Source organism: Streptomyces violaceusniger Tu 4113 (assembly GCF_000147815.2).
In the GTDB taxonomy this organism is placed as follows: domain Bacteria; phylum Actinomycetota; class Actinomycetes; order Streptomycetales; family Streptomycetaceae; genus Streptomyces; species Streptomyces violaceusniger_A.
The window spans coordinates 10395306-10414357 of sequence record NC_015957.1; the positions used below are offsets into that span (position 1 = coordinate 10395306).

Below are 19052 nucleotides of genomic sequence, written 5' to 3' on the forward strand. Positions count from 1 at the left end.
CCTTGTCAGGGTGTGCCGTTGGCTGATGAGCTATGGCCTGGGACACAACGGACACCCTGGGAATGGGAGATGTCGTGAGTAACGAGAGCCTGGCCAACCTTCTTCGGGAGGAGCGTCGCTTCGCGCCGCCCGCCGAGCTGACCGCGAACGCCAATGTCACGGCCGAGGCGTATGAGCGGGCGAAGGCGGACCGCCTGGGCTTCTGGGCCGAGCAGGCCCGTCGGCTGTCATGGGCGACCGCGCCGACCGAGACACTCGACTGGTCGAACCCGCCGTTCGCGAAGTGGTTTGCCGACGGCAAGCTCAATGTGGCGTACAACTGCGTCGACCGGCATGTCGAGAACGGTCTGGGCGACCGGGTGGCGCTCCACTTCGAGGGCGAGCCCGGCGACACCCGCTCCCTCACCTATGCCGAGCTGCAGCGGGAGGTCTCCCAAGCGGCCCACGCGCTGACCGAGTTGGGGGTCCAGACGGGCGACCGGGTCGCCATCTACATGCCGATGATCCCGGAGACCGTGGTCGCGATGCTGGCCTGCGCCCGTATCGGCGCTCCGCATTCGGTGGTCTTCGGCGGCTTCTCGGCCGACGCTCTCGCCACCCGTATCCAGGACGCCGACGCCCGCGTCATCATCACCTCGGACGGCGGCTACCGGCGCGGCAAGGCTTCCGCGCTCAAGCCCGCCGTCGACGAGGCGCTCACCCGGCCCGGCACCGAGAACGTGCGCAGTGTGCTGGTCGTCCGCCGCACCGGACAGGAGGTGGACTGGCACGAGGGCCGCGACGTCTGGTGGCACGAGATCGTGGCGCGCCAGCCGGAGCAGCACACCCCCGAGGCGTTCGACGCCGAGCATCCGCTGTTCATCCTCTACACCTCGGGCACGACCGGGAAGCCCAAGGGCATCCTGCACACCTCCGGCGGCTACCTCACCCAGGTCTCCTACACCCACCACGCGGTCTTCGACCTCAAGCCGGAGACCGACGTCTTCTGGTGCACCGCGGACGTCGGCTGGGTCACCGGCCACTCGTACATCGTCTACGGCCCGCTCTCCAACGGCGCCACCGAGGTGCTCTACGAGGGCACCCCGGACACCCCGCACCAGGGCCGCTGGTGGGAGATCGTCCAGAAGTACGGGGTCACCCTCCTGTACACCGCCCCGACCGCGATCCGCGCCTGCATGAAGTGGGGCGACGACATCCCGGCCAAGTTCGACCTCTCCTCGCTGCGCATCCTGGGCTCCGTCGGCGAGCCCATCAACCCCGAGGCGTGGATCTGGTACCGCAAGCACATCGGCGCGGACACCACGCCCGTCGTCGACACCTGGTGGCAGACCGAGACCGGCGGCATCATGGTCAGCCCGCTGCCGGGCGTCACCGCGACCAAGCCCGGTTCGGCCCAGGTCCCGCTGCCGGGCATCGCCGCCACCGTCGTGGACGACGAGGCCAATGAGGTGTCGAACGGTCATGGCGGCTATCTGGTGCTCACCGAGCCGTGGCCGTCCATGCTCCGCACCATCTGGGGTGATGACCAGCGCTACCTGGACACCTACTGGTCCCGCTTCGACAAGCGCTACTTCGCGGGCGACGGCGCCAAGAAGGACGACGACGGCGACATCTGGCTGCTCGGCCGGGTCGACGATGTGATGCTGGTGTCCGGCCACAACATCTCGACGACCGAGGTCGAATCGGCGCTCGTCTCGCACCCCAAGGTCGCCGAGGCGGCGGTCGTCGGCGCCACCGACCCGCAGACCACCCAGGCCATCTGCGCGTTCGTCATCCTGCGCGGCGGCGCGGCCGAGGATGACGGTCTGGTCGAGGAGTTGCGGGCGCATGTCGCCAAGCAGCTCGGCCCGATCGCCAAGCCCAAGCGGATCCTGCCGGTGGCCGAGCTGCCCAAGACCCGCTCCGGCAAGATCATGCGCCGTCTGCTGCGCGACATCGCCGAGAACCGCGCGCTGGGCGATGTCACCACGCTCACCGACTCCTCCGTCATGGAGCTGATCCAGAGCAAGCTGCCCTTGGCACCCAGCGAGGACTGATCCGACCCGCCCAGGGTCGGCACACCAAAAGCGCCAGAGGCATCACAGGCACCACATCGGCACCACAGGCGCAGCATGAGCACCACATGAGCGAGGGGCGCTTCCGCCAGGCGGGGGCGCCCCTGGCCGTGATTGCCGCAGGTGGCTGTCGCATGAAAATTACGACAAGATGAGGGACAGGAGCGCCGGGAAGTCTGGTCGGCATACGCCACACGTGTATCCGCACCACCGACTCACCCAGGAGGCCCGCCTGTGGCCGCGCCCACCAGCCGCAAGTTCCTCGGACGCCTGTCGCTGCCCGAGCGGACGTTCGTCGTCGACGCGCTGCGCACCGAGACCGTCGGCGGTGTGATCCTCCTCGTGGCCGCCATCGTGGCGCTGATCCTCGCCAACACCCCGCTCAGCAGCCTTTACGGCGACATCAAGGACTTCTCCTTCGGTCCCCGGGCGCTGCATCTGCACCTCTCGGTCGCCTCCTGGGCCACCGACGGCCTGCTCACGATCTTCTTCTTCGTCGCCGGTATCGAGCTCAAGCGTGAACTGGTCGCGGGCGAGCTGCGTGACCCCAAGGCGGCCGCGCTGCCCGTGATCGCCGCCGTCTGCGGCATGGCCGTGCCCGCCCTCGTCTATGTCGCCGTCAGCGCGAGCGGCAACGGCGGCCTCAAGGGCTGGGCGGTGCCGACCGCCACCGATATCGCCTTCGCGCTCGCCGTCCTCGCCGTGCTCGGCACCGCCCTGCCCGCCGCACTGCGCGCCTTCCTGCTCACCCTCGCGGTCGTCGACGACCTCGGCGCCATCCTGATCATCGCGATCTTCTTCACCCAGCACATCAACTTCATCGCACTGGGCCTGTCCGTCGCCGCGCTCGTCCTCGTCTGGCTGCTGCACCGCAAGGGCGTCCGGACGGCCTGGATCCATCTCCCCCTCGCCGTGGTGGCCTGGGCGCTGATGCACGCCAGCGGTGTGCACGCCACCATCGCCGGTGTCGCGATGGGCCTGATGCTGCGCTGCACCGTACGGGAGGGCGAGGAGCGCTCCCCCGCCGAGCGCGTCGAGCACCGGCTGCGCCCTGTGTCGGCGGGCGTGGCGGTGCCGCTGTTCGCCCTGTTCGCAGCCGGGGTGCCGCTCTCCGGCAGCGCCGTGGCGGATGTCTTCACCCGCCCGGAGACTCTCGGCGTGGTCCTCGGCCTCGTCGTGGGCAAGGCCGTCGGCGTCTTCGGCGGCTCCTGGTGCGCCGCCCGCTTCACCAGAGCCGAGCTGAACGAGGATCTGGCCTGGGCCGATGTCTTCGCGGTGGCCGCCCTCGCCGGAATCGGCTTCACCGTCTCCCTCCTCATCGGCGAACTCGCCTTCCCCGGCGATCCCGCGCTCGCCGGGGAAATCAAGACGGCGGTCCTCATCGGCTCGCTGAGCGCCGCCCTGTTCGCCGGCATCCTCCTCAAGCTGCGCAACACCACCTACCAGCGGCTGTGTCAGGAGGAGGAGCGGGACGAGGACATGGACGGCATCCCGGACGTCTATGAGCTGGACAGCCCCGAATACCACCTGCGGATGGCCGCCATTCACGAGGCAAAGGCCGCCGAGCACCGGCGGCTTGCCGAAGTGGCCGCCGCGAACGACTCCGGCGACGATGGTCCGGCATGATCTGAGAGGCTTGACGCCCGCAGAAATGCGCAGAAGACGTAGCAAGCACAGATGACGTACCAAGCGAGACGTACCAAGCGCGGACGGCGCAGCACGAGCGAAGACGCACAAGAGCAGAGGGAGATGGCGATGAGCGCAGCCGACGACGGCGGCAACCGCAGCCTCGGCAAGCTGGTGGCGACGGCGACCACCGAGCTGTCGGCGCTGATGCACGACGAGATCGCGCTGGCCAAGGCCGAGCTCCGGGTGGGGGCCAAGAAGGCCGCGGTCGGCAGCGGCGCGGGGATGGCGGCCGGGGTACTGCTGCTGTTCTCGCTGCCGGTGCTGAGCTTCGCCCTGGCCTACGGCATGCGCGCCTGGACCGGCCTCGGCCTCGCCTGGTGCTTTCTGATCGTGGGCGGTATCTACTGGCTGTTCGCCGGGATCCTGGGGCTGCTGGCGCTGCTCAAGTTCAAGAAGGTCAAGGCCCCGAAGCGGTCGATCGCCTCGTCCAAGGAGAGCGCCGCCGTACTGGGGAGCGTCAAGCCGCATCCGCGTGCCGAGAGCAATGGCGGACGCTCCGTGCGGGATATGACACGCTCGTCGGCATGACCGTCCCTGATAGCTCCGCGTCGGTCGTACGGCTCGCCGGCCCCTGGGCCCACCGGGATGTCGCGGCCAACGGCGCGCGTTTCCACATCGCCGAGCTGGGTGACGGCCCGCTGGTACTGCTGCTGCACGGCTTTCCGCAGTTCTGGTGGGCCTGGCGGCACCAGCTGCCCGCGCTCGCCGACGCCGGCTACCGCGCGGTCGCGATGGACCTGCGCGGGGTGGGCGGCAGCGACCGTACGCCCCGGGGCTACGACCCGGCCAACCTCGCCCTCGACATCACCGGTGTGATCCGCTCGCTGGGCGAGCCGGACGCCGCGCTCGTCGGCCATGACCTGGGCGGATACCTGGCGTGGACGGCCGCGGTGATGCGGCCGAAGCTGGTGCGGCGGCTCGCGGTGGCCTCGATGCCGCATCCCCGCCGCTGGCGCTCGGCGATGCTGGCGGACGTCAAGCAGAGCGCGGCCAGCTCCCATGTGTGGGGCTTCCAGCGGCCCTGGCTGCCCGAGCGCCACCTGGTCGCAGACGACGCGGCGGCCGTGGGGCGGCTGATCCGGGAGTGGTCCGGGCCGCGACTGCCCGAGGACGAGGCCGTGGAGGTCTACCGGCGGGCGATGCGCATCCCCTCGACCGCGCACTGCTCGATCGAGCCGTACCGTTGGATGGTTCGGTCGCTGGCACGGCCGGACGGTTTCCAGTTCAACCGGCGGATGAAGCGGCCGGTGCAGGTCCCGACCCTGCATCTGCACGGGTCACTCGACCCGGTGATGCGGACCCGCAGCGCGGCGGGCTCCGGGGAGTATGTCGAGGCCCCCTACCGCTGGCGGCTCTTCGACGGGCTCGGCCACTTCCCGCACGAGGAGGACCCCCGGGCCTTCACCTCCGAGCTGATCAACTGGCTGAAGGACCCCGAACCCGACCGCTGAGCGGCGTCGGCCGTACGCATTCCGACCGCGTCACAACGAGCGGGCGAACATCTGTTTTTCGAACAGCCAATTGCCTGGAGCATAGGCCAATTGCCGCAGCCACCGGCGATTACGGACCTTGGGTCAGGGGCAGACACCGAGGTATGGGCTGGACTCACGACTACCGTGACGCACCAAACAGCCGCGGCCCCCAGGCCGCCGCTCCTGCCAATGCCGCGCTGAGTGTTTCCGAGCGGGGCGGCTCCGGGCCTACCCAAGGCCATGACCCGAACCTCGGGATTCCCCGCATCATCCGCCGCCGGGCCCGGTGGGTCTCGGCGCGGTTGCGCCATCCACGCGGCCGCTAGCAGCACCTCCGGCGCGGCCCGGGGCCCCGGCGACACCGGAAACCCCTGGTAGCACGCTCGGCATCACCGGCATCACCCCGCGTGGGAGGGCCTCTCCGCTCTGGAGGGCCACACTCCGCCGGGCGCATCCGCTCCGGAGGGCATTTCCCTCGGCCACCGCGCTAGAGGGCACACCCCTGGCTGTCCACCGGCTGGTCGGCCGTACGCCCCTTCTCGATGTCCTGGCTCACCTCGTCCGCCGTCAGCGCGTACCCGGTGTTCGCATCGTCGAGGGACTTGGCGAAGACCACGCCGTATACCCGCCCCTGCGGGGTGAGCAGCGGACCGCCGGAGTTGCCCTGCCGCACGGTCGCGTACAGCGAGTACACATCGCGGTGCACGGTGGAGCGGCGGTAGATGTCGGGGCCGTTGGCCTCGATACGGCCGCGGACCCGGGCGGCGCGCACATCGAAGGCGCCGTTCTCCGGGAAGCCGGCGACGATCGCGCCGTCACCGGAGCGCGCGTCGTCCTGGGCGAACTGGAGTGCCGGGGCCTGCAGCGAGGGCACATCGAGGACCGCGATATCGCGCTTCCAGTCGTAGAGCACGACCTTGGCGTCGTACAGCCGGCCCTCGCCGCCTATCTGTACGGTCGGGTCGCTGACGCCGCCGACGACATGGGCGTTGGTCATGACCCGGTTCGGTGCGAAGACGAAGCCGCTGCCCTCGAGGACCTTGCCGCAGCTCGGGGCGGTGCCGACGACCTTGACGATGCTCTCCTGCGCCCGGGTGGCCACCGGGGACTGGGCGAGCGCGGGATCGGGCTGTGGCACCGAGGTGATCGGCTCGTTGGCGAAGGGCGAGAAGACCTGCGGGAAGCCGTTCTGCGCGAGCACGGACGAGAAGTCGGTGAACCACGTGTTCGCCTCGTCCGGAACGACGCGGGAGACCCCGAGCAGCACCTTGGAGTCACGGACCTCCCTGCCCAGGGTGGGGAGCGAGGTCTGGGCCACCAGGGAGCCGATCAGCCAGGCCACCAGCAGCATGGCCAGGACGTTCACCAGCGCGCCGCCGGTCGCGTCCAGGGCGCGCGCCGGTGACCAGGTGATGTACCGCCGCAGCTTGTTCCCCAGGTGAGTGGTGGTGGCCTGGCCGACCGAGGCACACACGATCACCAGGACGATCGCCACCACGGCACCGACCGTGCCGGGGGAATTCTTGTCGGTCGTGCCGTCCCACATGAGCGGCAGCAGATAGACCGCGATCAGCCCACCCCCGATGAACCCCGTCACCGACAGCACACCGACGACGAAGCCCTGGCGGTAACCGACGACCGCGAACCATACGGCGGCGAGCAGCAGCAGGATGTCCAGCACATTCACCGGAACACCGTCTCACGCGCGCCAGTCGAGTGAGACGTGCTTGGCGCGGTCCCACGGTCGCTCCCACCCCGCGAAATGCAGGATGCGATCGATCACTCCGGCCGTGAAGCCCCAGACCAGAGCGGATCCCACCAGGAAGGCGGGCCCCCGGTGGCCGCTGGGGTGGACGGTCGTGGCCCGGTTCGCCGGGTCCGTGAGATCCGCCACGGGAACCGTGAAGACCCGGGCGGTCTCGGCCGGGTCCACGGCCCCGACCGGGCTGGGCCGGCGCCACCAGCCGAGCACCGGGGTGACGACGAAACCGCTCACCGGGATGTAGAGCCGCGGCAGCACGGCGAAGACCTGCACCCCCGAGGGGTCGAGCCCGGTCTCCTCCTCGGCCTCGCGCAGCGCCGCGCGCAGCGGGCCCTCCTCGTCCGGATCCCCGTCCTCCGGGTCGAGGGCGCCGCCGGGGAAGGAGGGCTGGCCGGCGTGCGAGCGCAGCGAGCCGGAGCGCTCCATGAGGAGCAGCTCCGGGCCGTCGGCGCCCTCGCCGAAGAGCACCAGCACGGCGGAGGGGCGGCCGCCGCCCTGCGGGGGCGGCAGGAACCGGCTCAGCTGACGCGGCTCGATCGTCTCGGCCAGCCGCGCCACCGGCAGCAGCCACTCGGGCAGCCCATGGGCGCTGACCTCCACGTCCCCGCCGTACGTGCTCGTCACTCGGCAGCTCCCAGGGGGGCGGCGGGACGGCCGGGGTAGTCGGACGGCGGGCGCAGGCGCTGGCCCGGCTGGCCGCCCATCTCGTACTTCAGCAGCTTCTTCGCCTTGTCCGGGTCGGTCTCGCCCTCCCCGTACGCCGGGCAGAGCGGGGCGATCGGGCAGGCGCCGCACGCGGGCTTGCGGGCGTGGCAGACGCGGCGGCCGTGGAAGATGATGCGGTGCGAGAGCATCGTCCACTCGCTCTTGGGGAAGAGCGCGGCGATCTCCGCCTCGACCTTCTCGGGGTCCTCCTGGGCGGTCCACTTCCAGCGCCGCACCAGCCGCCCGAAGTGGGTGTCCACGGTCAGGCCCGGCACCCCGAAGGCATTGCCGAGCACCACATTGGCCGTCTTACGGCCGACACCGGGCAGCGTGACCAGATCCTCGAGCCGGCCCGGAACCTCGCCGCCGAAGCGATCGCGGAGGGCGGCGGACAGGCCCAGCAGCGATTTGGCCTTGGCGCGGAAGAAGCCGGTCGGGCGGATCAGCTGCTCCAGGGCCTCCGGGTCGGCCGCCGCCATGTCCTCGGGTGCCGGATAGGCGGCGAAGAGCGCGGGGGTGGTCTGGTTGACCCGCAGATCGGTGGTCTGGGCGGACAGGACCGTGGCCACCAGCAACTGGAAGGGGCTCTCGAAGTCCAGCTCGGGATGGGCGTACGGATACACCTCGGCGAGCTCGCGATTGATGCGCCGGGCACGGCGGACGAGGGCGAGCCGGGACTCGGGGCGGGCGCCCTTCGAGCCCTTGACCGATTTATGCGGCTTCGCGGCTTCTGCCGACTCAGCGGACCCTTGTTCGCCCACGGCGGAATTACGAGGTGCGGTCACCCGTCCGGCCCCCTTGCCCTGTGCTCTCACCGGCGTATTGGACACCCGGCCAGCCTAAGCCCACCCACTGACATCCGCCCCGGCCACCGCGAAGAGGTCCCCAATCGGACCCCTGCCGCACAGCTCGGGAGGCCAGTGCGTCAAACTTGTGATTGATCGCACTGTTTTACCGTCCGGCATCATGGGGACGTCGGTCCCCTGTGCATGTCGACAAGGAGAGACTCGTGGACGACGTTCTGCGGCGCGCCCCGCTCTTCGCGGCGCTCGATGACGAGCAGGCCGCTGAGCTGCGCGCCTCCATGGGAGAGGTCACCCTCGCACGGGGTGACGCGCTCTTCCACGAAGGGGACCCCGGCGATCGCCTGTACGTGGTCACCGAGGGCAAGGTGAAGCTCCACCGCACCTCTCCCGATGGCCGCGAGAACATGCTCGCCGTGCTCGGTCCCGGCGAGCTGATCGGCGAACTGTCGCTTTTCGACCCCGGCCCGCGTACCGCCACCGCCACCGCCCTGACCGAGGTCAAGCTGCTCGGCCTCGGCCACGGCGATCTGCAGCCGTGGCTGAACGCCCGGCCCGAGGTCGCCTCCGCGCTGCTGCGCGCGGTCGCCCGGCGCCTGCGCAAGACCAACGACCAGATGTCCGACCTCGTCTTCTCCGACGTCCCCGGTCGGGTCGCCAGGGCCCTGCTGGACCTGTCGCGCCGCTTCGGCGTGCAGTCGGAGGAGGGCATCCACGTCGTCCACGACCTGACCCAGGAGGAACTGGCCCAGCTGGTCGGCGCCTCCCGCGAGACCGTCAACAAGGCGCTCGCCGACTTCGCGGGCCGCGGCTGGCTGCGGCTGGAGGCGCGCGCGGTGATCCTGCTGGACGTCGAGCGGCTGGCCAAGCGCTCCCGCTGACGCCGGACGGAACCGCCGGACGGAGCGGATACGCGAAAACGGAACGTAAGGGCCCCGCCGGGATTCCGGCGGGGCCCTTACGGCGCGATTCCGGCGGGGCCCTTACGGCGCTCCTGAGCGGGCGGACCACAGGCTGTGGAGCCACAGGCCGCAGCCCCGCAAGAGCTCCAGCCGCACAAGCTCCAGGAGGACCGGCCTCAGATCAGCCCGTGCTCGCGCAGATAGTCCAGCTGGGCCCGTACCGACAGCTCCGCCGCCGGCCACAGGGACCGGTCCACGTCCGCGTACACATGCGCCACGACCTCCGAGGGCGTCCGGTGCCCGTCCTCGACGGCCGTCTCCACCTGCGCGAGCCGGTTGGCGCGATGCGCGAGGTAGTACTCCACGACGCCCCGGGCGTCGTTCAGCACCGGCCCGTGGCCCGGCAGGACGGTGTCCACCCCGTCGTCCACCGCCAGCGAGCGCAGCCGCCGCAGCGAGTCCAGATAGTCGCCGAGCCGCCCGTCCGGATGCGCGACGACGGTCGTGCCCCGCCCGAGCACCGTGTCGCCCGTAAGGACCGCGCCATCGGCCGGAAGGTGGAAGGACAGCGAGTCGGCGGTGTGGCCGGGTGTGGGCACCACCCGTAGCTCCAGACCGCCGGTGGTTATGACGTCCCCCAGCCCCAGCCCCTCGTCCCCCAGCCGCAGGGCCGGATCCAGGGCCCTTACGGACGTCCGGGTCAGCTCGGCGAAGCGCGCCGCGCCCTCCGCGTGGTCCGGGTGGCCATGGGTGAGCAGGGTCAGCGCGACCCGTCTGCCCGCCCGCTCGGCGGTCGCGATGACGTCCTTGAGGTGTGCGTCGTCGAGCGGGCCGGGGTCGATGACGACGGCGAGGTCGGAGTCGGGCTCGGCGACGATCCAGGTGTTGGTGCCGTCCAGCGTCATGGGCGAGGCGTTCGGCGCCAGGACGCAGAAGGCCCGGTCGGTGGCCGGGCCGCCGATGGTGCCCCCACGCGGCTGGCCGGGAAGAGCGGATGCGTACGTCATGCGGAGGGTCCCCCCGTGGCTCCCGGGATGTGCTTGGTGAACTCATCATGACCCGGCCAGCTCAACACCAGTTCCCCGTTTTCGACCCGCGCCTGGGCCAGGACCGGCGTCAGATCCCGGTCCGCCGCCGCGGCCAGTGCGTCGGCGACCGAGCCGTGGGCCGCGAGCTGGCGCAGCGTCGCGATCGTGGGCGGCATCATCAGCAGCTCGCCCCGGTCGTAGCCGTCGGCCGCGTCGGCCGGGCGGATCCAGACGGTCCGGTCCGCCTCCGTGGAGGCGTTACGGGTGCGCTGCCCCCGCGGCAGCGCAGCCACGAAGAACCAGGTGTCGTAGCGGCGCGGTTCGAACTCCGGGGTGATCCAGCGCGCCCAGCAGCCCAGCAGATCCGAGCGGAGCACAAGCCCCCGGCGGTCCAGGAACTCCGCGAACGACAGATCCCGGGCGACCAGCGCCGCGCGGTCCGCCTCCCAGTCGTCCCCCGTCGTGTCCGCGACCACGGTGTGTGGCGTCGGGCCCGCGAGCAGGACCCCCGCCTCCTCGAAGGTCTCGCGGACCGCCGCGCACACGATGGCCTGAGCCTGCGTCGCCTCGCTCGGGTCCAGGCCCAGTCGCCGCGCCCACTGCGCCCGCGAGGGACCGGCCCAGGTGACCATCCGCTCGTCGCGCGGGTCCACGGAACCGCCCGGATAGGCGTACGCGCCTCCGGCGAAGGCCATGGAGGCGCGTCTGCGCAGCATGTAGACGGCGAGCCCGTCGGCCCCTCCCGCCGCGTCCCGCAGGCCCTCTGGGGGCGTTTCAGAACCTTCGGGGGCCTCCGCGGGCTCCGGCACCGTGTCGAGCCTCTCCGGTGCGTCGAGCTCGTCCGGCGAGTGCTCCCCGTCCCCGTCCCGGGCGTCCTGTGCGTCCTGTGGTGTGTCCTGCCCGTCCGTTCCGTCCGGTCCGTCCCGCAGCAGCAGCACGGTGGCGGCCCGGCGCGGTGTCACCGGTGTGAGCTCGCCCGCCGACAAGAGGCGGATCCGCTCTGGCCACTCGGGTGGATACCACTGGCCATTCGTAGTGGACATGGCCGGATGCTATGCGCTTACGGGCTGATGTTCGAGTGGCACCGGCGGCGCCACGCCGGGGCCGGCCCGCGTACCGGCGGTCACACCGGTACGCGCCCACCGGCCCACCGGCGCGGCCCGCCCACGGGTCCGGCTCCCCAGCCCGCGACTTCTACGCTCGCTAGTCGGCGACCTCGACCTGGATCTCGACCTCGACCGGCGCGTCCAGCGGCAGCACCGCCACGCCCACCGCGCTGCGCGCGTGCACGCCCGCGTCGCCCAGGGCCTCGCCCAGCAGCTCGCTCGCACCGTTGACGACACCCGGCTGGCCGGTGAAGTCCGATGCCGAGGCGACGAAACCGACGACCTTCACGACACGCACGACGCGGTCGAGGTCACCGACGACCGACTTCACGGCGGCCAGCGCGTTCAGCGCACAGGTGCGCGCCAGCTCCTTGGCCTCCTCCGGGGTCACCTCCGCGCCGACCTTGCCGGTCACGCCCAGCTTCCCCTCGACCAGCGGCAGCTGGCCCGAGGTGTAGACGTAAGGACCCGTGCGCAGCGCGGGCACATAGGAGGCCAGGGGCGCCGCGACCTCGGGCAGCTTCAGTCCGAGTCCGGCGAGCCTGCCCTCGACCGTGCCCGCCATCAGCCCTTCTCCCGCTTCAGGTAGGCCACCAGCTGCTCAGAGTTCGGCCCGGGGACGACCTGGACCAGCTCCCAGCCGTCCTCGCCCCAGGTGTCCAGAATCTGCTTCGTGGCGTGTACGAGCAGCGGTACGGTCGCATATTCCCACTTGGTCATGGGGCCGACTGTAATGCCTCTCCGCCGGGCCCTGGTGCGTAGGGCGAGGGGCGACTGGTTAGGCTCCCCAGTGTGAGCAGGCTCCATGTCGTCAGCGGTAAGGGCGGAACCGGCAAGACCACGGTCGCCGCCGCACTCGCGCTGGCCCTCGCGGCCGAGGGCAGGCGCACCCTGCTGGTCGAGGTCGAAGGCCGTCAGGGCATCGCACAACTCTTCGAAACGGAGCCGCTGCCCTACGAGGAGCGGAAGATCGCCACCGCGCCGGGCGGCGGGGAGGTGCACGCTCTGGCGATCGACCCGGAGTTCGCACTTCTGGACTACCTCCATATGTTCTACAAACTGGGCTCGGCCGGACGTGCCCTCAAGAAGCTCGGTGCGATCGACTTCGCGACCACCATCGCGCCGGGGCTGCGGGACGTCCTGTTGACCGGCAAGGCGTGCGAGGCGGTGCGCCGTAAGGGCAAGGACGGCCGCTTCGTCTACGACTCCGTGGTCATGGACGCGCCGCCCACCGGCCGGATCACCCGCTTCCTGAACGTCAACGACGAGGTGGCGGGGCTGGCCCGGACCGGCCCGATACACAACCAGGCACAAGCCGTGATGCGCGTCCTGAAGTCGCCCCAGACGGCGGTCCACATGGTGACCCTGCTGGAGGAGATGCCGGTCCAAGAGACCGCGGACGGCATCTCCGAGCTGCGCGCGGACGGCCTCCCGACGGGCGGGGTCATCATCAACATGGTGCGGCCCGCGGTCCTCGACCACGAGACCGTCGAGGCCGTCGCCAACGGACGGCGCGCGGCCGTCGCCAAGGCGCTATCCCAGGCGGGCCTGGGCGGTGCGCGCCGCGGCGGCATGGCCGAGCGGCTGGTCGACCCGCTGCTGGAGCAGGCGCGGGAGCACGCCGAGCGGGTGGCGCTGGAGCGGGCGCAGCGCGCCGAGCTGACCGGCCTGGGGCTGCCGCTGCACGAGTTGGAGCTGCTCACGGACGGCATCGACCTGGCGGGGCTCTACCGGCTCGCGGTGGATCTGCGCAAGCAGTGGCCGGCATGAGCGGCGCCCGCCGTAAGGGCGCCACGGACAACGAGTCGTACGCAGGAGGCGGCATGGGCATGGACGTGGCACCCCGGCTGGACATCGACGTCCTGCTGGACGATCCACAGACCCGCATCGTGGTGTGCTGCGGCTCCGGCGGCGTCGGCAAGACCACCACCGCCGCCGCCCTGGGCGTACGGGCCGCCGAGCGCGGCCGTAAGGTCGTCGTCCTCACCATCGACCCGGCCCGCCGGCTCGCCCAGTCCATGGGCATCGACGCGCTCGACAACATCCCGCGCCGGGTGGAGGGCATCGGCGACGGAAACGGCGGCGAACTGCACGCCATGATGCTGGACATGAAGCGGACGTTCGACGAGTTCGTCGAGGCGCACGCCGACCCCGAGCGCGCCCGGGCCATCCTCGCGAACCCCTTCTACCAGTCGCTCTCGGCCGGTTTCGCGGGCACGCAGGAGTACATGGCCATGGAGAAGCTCGGCCAGCTCCGGGCCCGCGACGAGTGGAACCTGATCATCGTCGACACCCCGCCCAGCCGGTCGGCGCTGGACTTCCTGGACGCGCCGAAACGTCTCGGCTCCTTCCTGGACGGGAAGTTCATCAAGGTGCTGATGGCGCCGGCGAAGGTGGGCGGCAAGGCCGGGATGAAGTTCCTGAACGTGGGCGTGTCGATGATGACGGGCACGGTCAGCAAGGTGCTCGGCGGGCAGCTCATGCGCGACGTTCAGACGTTTGCTGCCGCGATGGACACCATGTTCGGCGGATTCCGTACTCGCGCGGAGGCCACCTACCGGCTACTGCAGGCTCCCGGTACGGCCTTCCTCGTAGTGGCCGCGCCCGAGCGGGACGCCCTGCGGGAGGCCGCGTACTTCGTCGAACGCCTGGCCGCGGACCGGATGCCGCTGGCCGGGCTGGTGCTGAACCGGGTGCACGGCAGCGGGGCCGAACAGCTTTCGGCGGAACGGGCGTTGGCCGCCGCGGAGATCCTTTCTCTGACGGGCGACCCTGCGGATCCGGCGGATCCGGACGATGCGCCCGCGAACGCGGCGGAGGGAAGCGATCCGGCCAAGAACGATGCCGGGGCAGAAAATCTTGCCGACGGCGGATTTGTCGATCCCCCCTCAGGGAATGCTCAAGCGCGGAACCCCTCGACAGCGGACCCCGACGTCTCCCCCACGTCGGCGGACACGTCGGCGGAGCGGCTCGCCGCGGGACTGCTTCGGCTGCACGCGGAACGTATGCAGGTGCTCGGACGCGAGCAGCGCACACACGACCGCTTCACGGCTCTCCACCCCGAGGTTCCGGTGGCCCAAGTGGCCGCACTCCCTGGCGACGTACACGACTTGACAGGGCTGCGAGCGATCGGCGATCGCCTCGCGGTCCCAGTGGAACGGACCAAACGCGCGGGCTGAGTCGGTGCCCGCACGGCGGTCGGCCGCGCGCGCACGAAGGAGACGCACGACAGGCAGCACGCACAACGGACAGCGGTGATGGACCGTGACGGATGGCGGCGTCGGACCGCGGTGTCGGCATGGGTGATCATCACCGAGGCAGGCAGACGCGCCGAGGCAAGCAGACGCGCATAGCGGGCCTTGGCGGACACGGCTGCCCAGCAAGCGGCGCATAACACACGGGCGGCACACGGCACACGGCACACGGCACACGGCACACGGCAGGCCAACGTCACCGGCGGCGCAGAGAGTCACCAGTGGCGCAGGCGGCGGCAGATCAATCGCAGCCCCATCACAGACCAGTCACAGACCAACCCCCGGCCCGCACCGACCCGTTAGCCGACGTCACCCGTGTCGCTCGCGCCCCCACGGCCGACCGCGGCCCTGGCCGCGGTCGTGCTCGGAGGCGTGCGCGTACCCGTACCCGCCCCTGACGAGGCGCGCGGTACTCGCACCCCCACTCGTGCCGATGACGAGAGGTGGGTGAGGTGATGGTGAGGCGAGACGCTCACACCGGCAGGCCGTCAGCCCACCGCCGGCGCACCGCCGTCCGGCCTATCCGACCGCGGCGAAGCGCTCATAGTCCTCGTCGTCGAAGGGCAGAATCCCCGCGCTGCGCTCGTACTCGACGCGCGCGGTCTCCAGGAGCCTGCGCCAGGAGGTCACCGTCGGCCGGCGGCGCAGCAGTGCTCGCCGCTCGCGCTCGGTCATCCCTCCCCACACGCCGAACTCCACGCGGTTGTCCAAGGCATCCGCAAGGCACTCGGTGCGCACCGGGCATCCGGTGCAGACCGCTTTGGCCCTGTTCTGTGCCGCGCCCTGGACGAACAGTTCATCTGGATCAGTAGTGCGGCAGGCGGCCTGCGCACTCCAGTCGGTTACCCAGCCCATGCTGGCGCCGTCCTCTCCCGAATCGGAGCTCCCCCACGGCGACAAACGGCATATTCACCGTCGCCAGTTGAGGACGTTACGGAAGCGAGACAAGGCGCAACACCCCCTGCAGGCCCAATCTTGGATGGTCCGAACGGACTATGGGTACGCGGCAGATCACCCAACGGAGTGAGCTGACGACATTTGCGATTACTAGTGCAAATACGGGCAGTTCACCCGCCGAACAACGGGCAACTCGGGACAGGGGCCGCAATCCGGGCAGGTTTCATCACTCACTTGAGTGAGGGTGGGGGTGTGGCTCAGCCACTCACCTGTGACTGGCGTGAAACAGCGTATGCGAACACCCGGTCCCCTGTCCGGCGATTCGAGACGTAGGCTGCCTCCTATGGGAAACACGCGCTCGAGCGGCGGACTGTCCTTCGCTCAACAGGCCGCCAAGTTCCTCGGCGTCAGCGCGCTGGCCGGTGCCGTGATGGCCGGCCTCGCGCTTCCCGCCGTCGGGGCACTCGGCCTCGCGGCCAAGGGAACGGTCGAGGAGTTCGACGGAATTCCGGCCAATCTCAAGACACCGCCGCTCAGCCAGCGGACGACGATCCTGGACGCCGAGGGCGGGGAGATCGCGAAGGTCTACTCCCGCGACCGGACGATCGTGAAGCTGAACGACATCTCCCCGTATATGCGGCAGGCGATCGTCGCGATCGAGGACGCCCGCTTCTACGAGCACGGGGCGGTCGACCTCAAGGGCGTGCTGCGCGCGGTCAACACCAACGCGCAGGGCGGCGGGGTCTCCCAGGGCGCCTCCACGCTGACCCAGCAGTATGTGAAGAACGTGTTCGTCGAGGAGGCGGGCGACGACAAGGAGAAGGTTGCCCAGGCCACCCGGCAGTCCATCGGCCGCAAGATCAAGGAACTGAAGTACGCGATCAAGGTCGAGAAGGAACTGGGCAAGAAGCGGATCCTCGAGAACTACCTGAACATCACCTTCTTCGGGCAGCAGGCGTACGGCATCGAGGCCGCGGCCCAGCGCTACTTCAGCAAGCCCGCCAAGGACCTGAAGCTGGAGCAGGCGGCGCTGCTGGCCGGCCTCGTCCAGTCGCCCAGCCGCTACGACCCGGTCAGCGCCCCGCAGTCCGCCAAGGAGCGCCGCAACACCGTTCTGCAGCGCATGGCCCAGGTGAAGGACATCACTCTGGCGCAGGCCGCCGCGGCCCAGAAGAAGCCGCTCGGCCTGAAGGTCAGCATGCCCAGGAGCGGCTGCATCACGGCCGTCCAGGGCGCCGGGTTCTTCTGTGACTACGTCCGCGAGACCCTGCTCAACGACCCGGCCTTCGGCAAGACGGCGGAGGCGCGCGCCAAGCGCTGGACCCAGGGCGGCCTGACGATCCGTACGACGCTCGACCCGAAGGCCCAGAAGTCGGTCCAGAGGTCGATCAAGGCGCATGTCTACCAGTCCGACCCGGTGGCCACCGCCGTGACGCTCGTCGAGCCGGGCACCGGCAAGGTGCTGGGGATGGGCCAGTCCAGGCCGTACGGCTTCGGTGAGAACGAGACCCAGATCAACCTGTCCGCGGACAGGTCCATGGGCGGCTCGAACTACGGCTTCCAGGTCGGCTCCACGTTCAAGCCGATCACCGCGGCGGCCGCGATCGAGCAGGGCAAGAAGCCGTACCAGCGCTACTCCTCGCCGTACAAGATGGCGTATCCGAGCCCGGTCACCACCTGCAAGGGCACCTGGACCAACGACGAGGGCGCGACCGTCGAGAACGAGAACGAGAAGGAAGTCGGCCCGTACGGGATGAGGGACGCGACCGCCAAGTCGGTCAACACCTACTTCGTCCAGCTGATCAGCGACATCGGGGTCTGCCCGGTGACGCAGATGGCCGACAAGATGGGAGTGAAGCGCGCCGACGGCAAGGAGCACAACCAGGTGCCCTCCCTCACCCTCGGCTCCGAGGGCTTCTCGCCGCTGACGATGGCCAACGCCTACGCGACCTTCGCCAACCGCGGGGTCTACTGCTCTCCGGTCTTCATCGAGTCGATCACCGGCCCGGACCACAAGGAGCTCAAGGTCCCGCAGTCGAAGTGCTCCCGCGCGATGTCGGCGAAGACCGCGGACACCATCAACACGCTGCTGCGCGGGGTCGTCGAGGACGGCACCGGCAAGCAGGCCGGCCTGTCGAACCGTGCGAGCGCCGGTAAGACGGGCACGACGGACGAGCGCAGGGCCGCCTGGTTCGTCGGCTACACCCCGAACATGGCCGGTGCGGTGTGGGTCGGCGGCCCGGGCACCAAGGGCGTCAAGATGGAGAACATCACCATCGGCGGCGTCCCCCACGACAAGGTCTACGGCGCGGACACCCCCGGCCCGATCTGGAAGGACGCGATGAGCGGCGCGCTGGACGGCAAGCCGGCGCCGAACTTCGTGAAGGTCCCGATCAACGACCCGAACCAGCGCAAGCCCCACGACGGCAAGAAGCCGGGCGGCCGCGACCACAAGCCGGGCCGTGGCAACGACGGCGGCGGCAACGGCGGCCAGGACAACCCGTGGCCGGACATCTCCCTGCCCCCGGACCTGATCGGCGGCGGCAATGGGAATGGCGGCAACGGCGGTAACGGCAATGGAGGCGGCGGCTGGCACTGGCCGCGGTAGCGAAGCCTCGCGATGAAGCGCCGAAGGGGGCCGGACAGAGTTGTCCGGCCCCCTTCGTGTGCGGGCGGGATGGTGACGCTGCGATCCTTACGGTTGCCATGGCAACAGGCTGACGACACAGAGCGCGCAAGCACAACGCAACGCAACGCAACGCACACAGCGCGTGGGCCACGGCGGAACGCACAGCACACGCCACCTGACGCAACGCGAGGGGCGCCCGGCGCCCGCCCGCGAGCTACCAGCCCGCTGGCTAGCCGCCCGCGAGCTGCCGCTTCACCGCGGCGGCGACCCGGCCGCCCTCCGCCCGCCCGGCGATCTTCGGGTTCACGATCTTCATCACGGCGCCCATGGCCCGCTGCCCCTCCGCACCGCCCGCCGCGGCCTCCCGCACCGCCTCGGCCACCAGGGCGTTCAGCTCGTCGTCCGTAAGAGGCTTCGGCAGATACTCGGCGAGCACCTCGCCCTCCGCCCGCTCCCGCTCGGCCTGCTCCGCGCGTCCACCCTTCTCGAACGCCTCGGCCGCCTCACGGCGCTTCTTGGACTCCCGCGCGACGATCTTCTCCACCTCTGCGTCGGACAGCTCACGGGCCCTCTCACCCGCGACCTCTTCCTTCGTGATCGCGCTGATGGTGAGCCGGAGAGTCGAGGAACGCAGCTCGTCGCGCGCCCTGATCGCCGCGGTGAGATCGTCCTTCAGCCTGGACTTGAGCGTGGTGGTCATGGCGTCGAGTCTGCCAGCACTGGCCGGGAATCACCCGAAGATTTCTCCCCC

Annotated in this window: 18 protein-coding genes; 9 read left to right on the forward strand and 9 right to left on the reverse strand. The window is 70.4% G+C overall.

Annotation, left to right across the window (positions count from 1 at the left end; translation table 11 throughout):
* The first annotated feature begins 74 nt into the window (after positions 1-74).
* From acs to STRVI_RS55315, 5 genes are all read left to right on the forward strand, one after another.
* Positions 75-2036, forward strand: coding sequence for an acetate--CoA ligase (gene acs, locus STRVI_RS42470; protein WP_043241638.1), 1962 nt, complete (start codon positions 75-77; stop codon positions 2034-2036).
* A 252-nt stretch (positions 2037-2288) separates the two neighbouring features.
* The gene (nhaA, locus tag STRVI_RS42475) at positions 2289-3680 is read left to right on the forward strand and encodes a Na+/H+ antiporter NhaA (RefSeq protein WP_014061743.1); all 1392 of its coding nucleotides are present in this window, start codon (positions 2289-2291) and stop codon (positions 3678-3680) included.
* Positions 3681-3809: 129 nt separating this feature from the next.
* A complete protein-coding gene (locus tag STRVI_RS42480; protein ID WP_014061744.1) occupies positions 3810-4271 on the forward strand; it encodes a phage holin family protein in 462 nt (153 codons plus the stop codon).
* On the forward strand, positions 4268-5194 hold the full coding sequence (locus STRVI_RS42485; protein ID WP_014061745.1) for an alpha/beta fold hydrolase: 927 nt from the start codon (positions 4268-4270) through the stop codon (positions 5192-5194). Before STRVI_RS42480 ends, STRVI_RS42485 begins: the two co-directional genes overlap by 4 nt.
* A 143-nt stretch (positions 5195-5337) precedes the next feature.
* A complete protein-coding gene (locus STRVI_RS55315) occupies positions 5338-5541 on the forward strand; it encodes a hypothetical protein (RefSeq protein ID WP_078505614.1) in 204 nt (67 codons plus the stop codon).
* A gap of 161 nt (positions 5542-5702) precedes the next feature.
* Here STRVI_RS55315 and STRVI_RS42490 read toward each other — a convergent pair whose 3' ends face one another.
* Genes STRVI_RS42490 through nth form a run of 3 tightly spaced genes read right to left on the reverse strand, consistent with a single transcriptional unit; the run spans position 5703 to position 8467 of the window.
* On the reverse strand, positions 5703-6902 hold the full coding sequence (locus tag STRVI_RS42490; protein WP_014061746.1) for a MarP family serine protease: 1200 nt from the start codon (positions 6900-6902) through the stop codon (positions 5703-5705).
* 12 nt (positions 6903-6914) lie between these two features.
* On the reverse strand, positions 6915-7601 hold the full coding sequence (locus STRVI_RS42495; protein ID WP_014061747.1) for an NUDIX hydrolase: 687 nt from the start codon (positions 7599-7601) through the stop codon (positions 6915-6917).
* Positions 7598-8467 (reverse strand): endonuclease III, encoded by an 870-nt coding sequence (nth, locus tag STRVI_RS42500; protein ID WP_014061748.1) that lies wholly within the window; start codon positions 8465-8467, stop codon positions 7598-7600. Before nth ends, STRVI_RS42495 begins: the two co-directional genes overlap by 4 nt.
* Before the next feature lie 224 nt (positions 8468-8691).
* Between nth and STRVI_RS42505 the strand changes: the two genes are divergently transcribed.
* Positions 8692-9366, forward strand: a complete 675-nt coding sequence (locus STRVI_RS42505; protein WP_014061749.1) for a Crp/Fnr family transcriptional regulator — start codon at positions 8692-8694, stop codon at positions 9364-9366.
* A gap of 197 nt (positions 9367-9563) precedes the next feature.
* On the opposite strand, the gene STRVI_RS42515 is transcribed toward STRVI_RS42505, so the two are convergent.
* The 4 genes from STRVI_RS42515 to STRVI_RS50310 form a co-directional block, all read right to left on the reverse strand.
* Positions 9564-10394, reverse strand: a complete 831-nt coding sequence (locus STRVI_RS42515) for an MBL fold metallo-hydrolase (RefSeq protein WP_014061750.1) — start codon at positions 10392-10394, stop codon at positions 9564-9566.
* A complete protein-coding gene (locus tag STRVI_RS42520) occupies positions 10391-11458 on the reverse strand; it encodes an NUDIX hydrolase (RefSeq protein ID WP_014061751.1) in 1068 nt (355 codons plus the stop codon). Before STRVI_RS42520 ends, STRVI_RS42515 begins: the two co-directional genes overlap by 4 nt.
* 160 nt (positions 11459-11618) lie before the next feature.
* Positions 11619-12086 (reverse strand): RidA family protein, encoded by a 468-nt coding sequence (locus STRVI_RS42525; RefSeq protein WP_014061752.1) that lies wholly within the window; start codon positions 12084-12086, stop codon positions 11619-11621.
* Positions 12086-12241 (reverse strand): DUF4177 domain-containing protein, encoded by a 156-nt coding sequence (locus STRVI_RS50310; protein ID WP_014061753.1) that lies wholly within the window; start codon positions 12239-12241, stop codon positions 12086-12088. Before STRVI_RS50310 ends, STRVI_RS42525 begins: the two co-directional genes overlap by 1 nt.
* A gap of 72 nt (positions 12242-12313) precedes the next feature.
* Here STRVI_RS50310 and STRVI_RS42530 point away from each other — a divergent pair, with 72 nt between their 5' ends.
* Complete coding sequence (locus STRVI_RS42530; protein WP_014061754.1) at positions 12314-13291, forward strand: ArsA-related P-loop ATPase; 978 nt, start codon at positions 12314-12316, stop codon at positions 13289-13291.
* Positions 13292-13344: 53 nt separating this feature from the next.
* Positions 13345-14700: an ArsA family ATPase gene (locus STRVI_RS42535; RefSeq protein ID WP_043241646.1), complete on the forward strand. Its 1356-nt coding sequence runs from the start codon at positions 13345-13347 to the stop codon at positions 14698-14700.
* Positions 14701-15294: 594 nt separating this feature from the next.
* On the opposite strand, the gene STRVI_RS42540 is transcribed toward STRVI_RS42535, so the two are convergent.
* On the reverse strand, positions 15295-15630 hold the full coding sequence (locus tag STRVI_RS42540) for a WhiB family transcriptional regulator (protein WP_014061756.1): 336 nt from the start codon (positions 15628-15630) through the stop codon (positions 15295-15297).
* A 385-nt stretch (positions 15631-16015) separates the two neighbouring features.
* On the opposite strand from STRVI_RS42540, the gene STRVI_RS42545 reads away from it, so the two are divergent.
* A complete protein-coding gene (locus STRVI_RS42545; RefSeq protein ID WP_014061757.1) occupies positions 16016-18280 on the forward strand; it encodes a transglycosylase domain-containing protein in 2265 nt (754 codons plus the stop codon).
* A gap of 250 nt (positions 18281-18530) precedes the next feature.
* Here STRVI_RS42545 and STRVI_RS42550 read toward each other — a convergent pair whose 3' ends face one another.
* The gene (locus tag STRVI_RS42550; protein WP_014061758.1) at positions 18531-19001 is read right to left on the reverse strand and encodes a GatB/YqeY domain-containing protein; all 471 of its coding nucleotides are present in this window, start codon (positions 18999-19001) and stop codon (positions 18531-18533) included.
* Between the last annotated feature and the right edge of the window lie 51 nt (positions 19002-19052).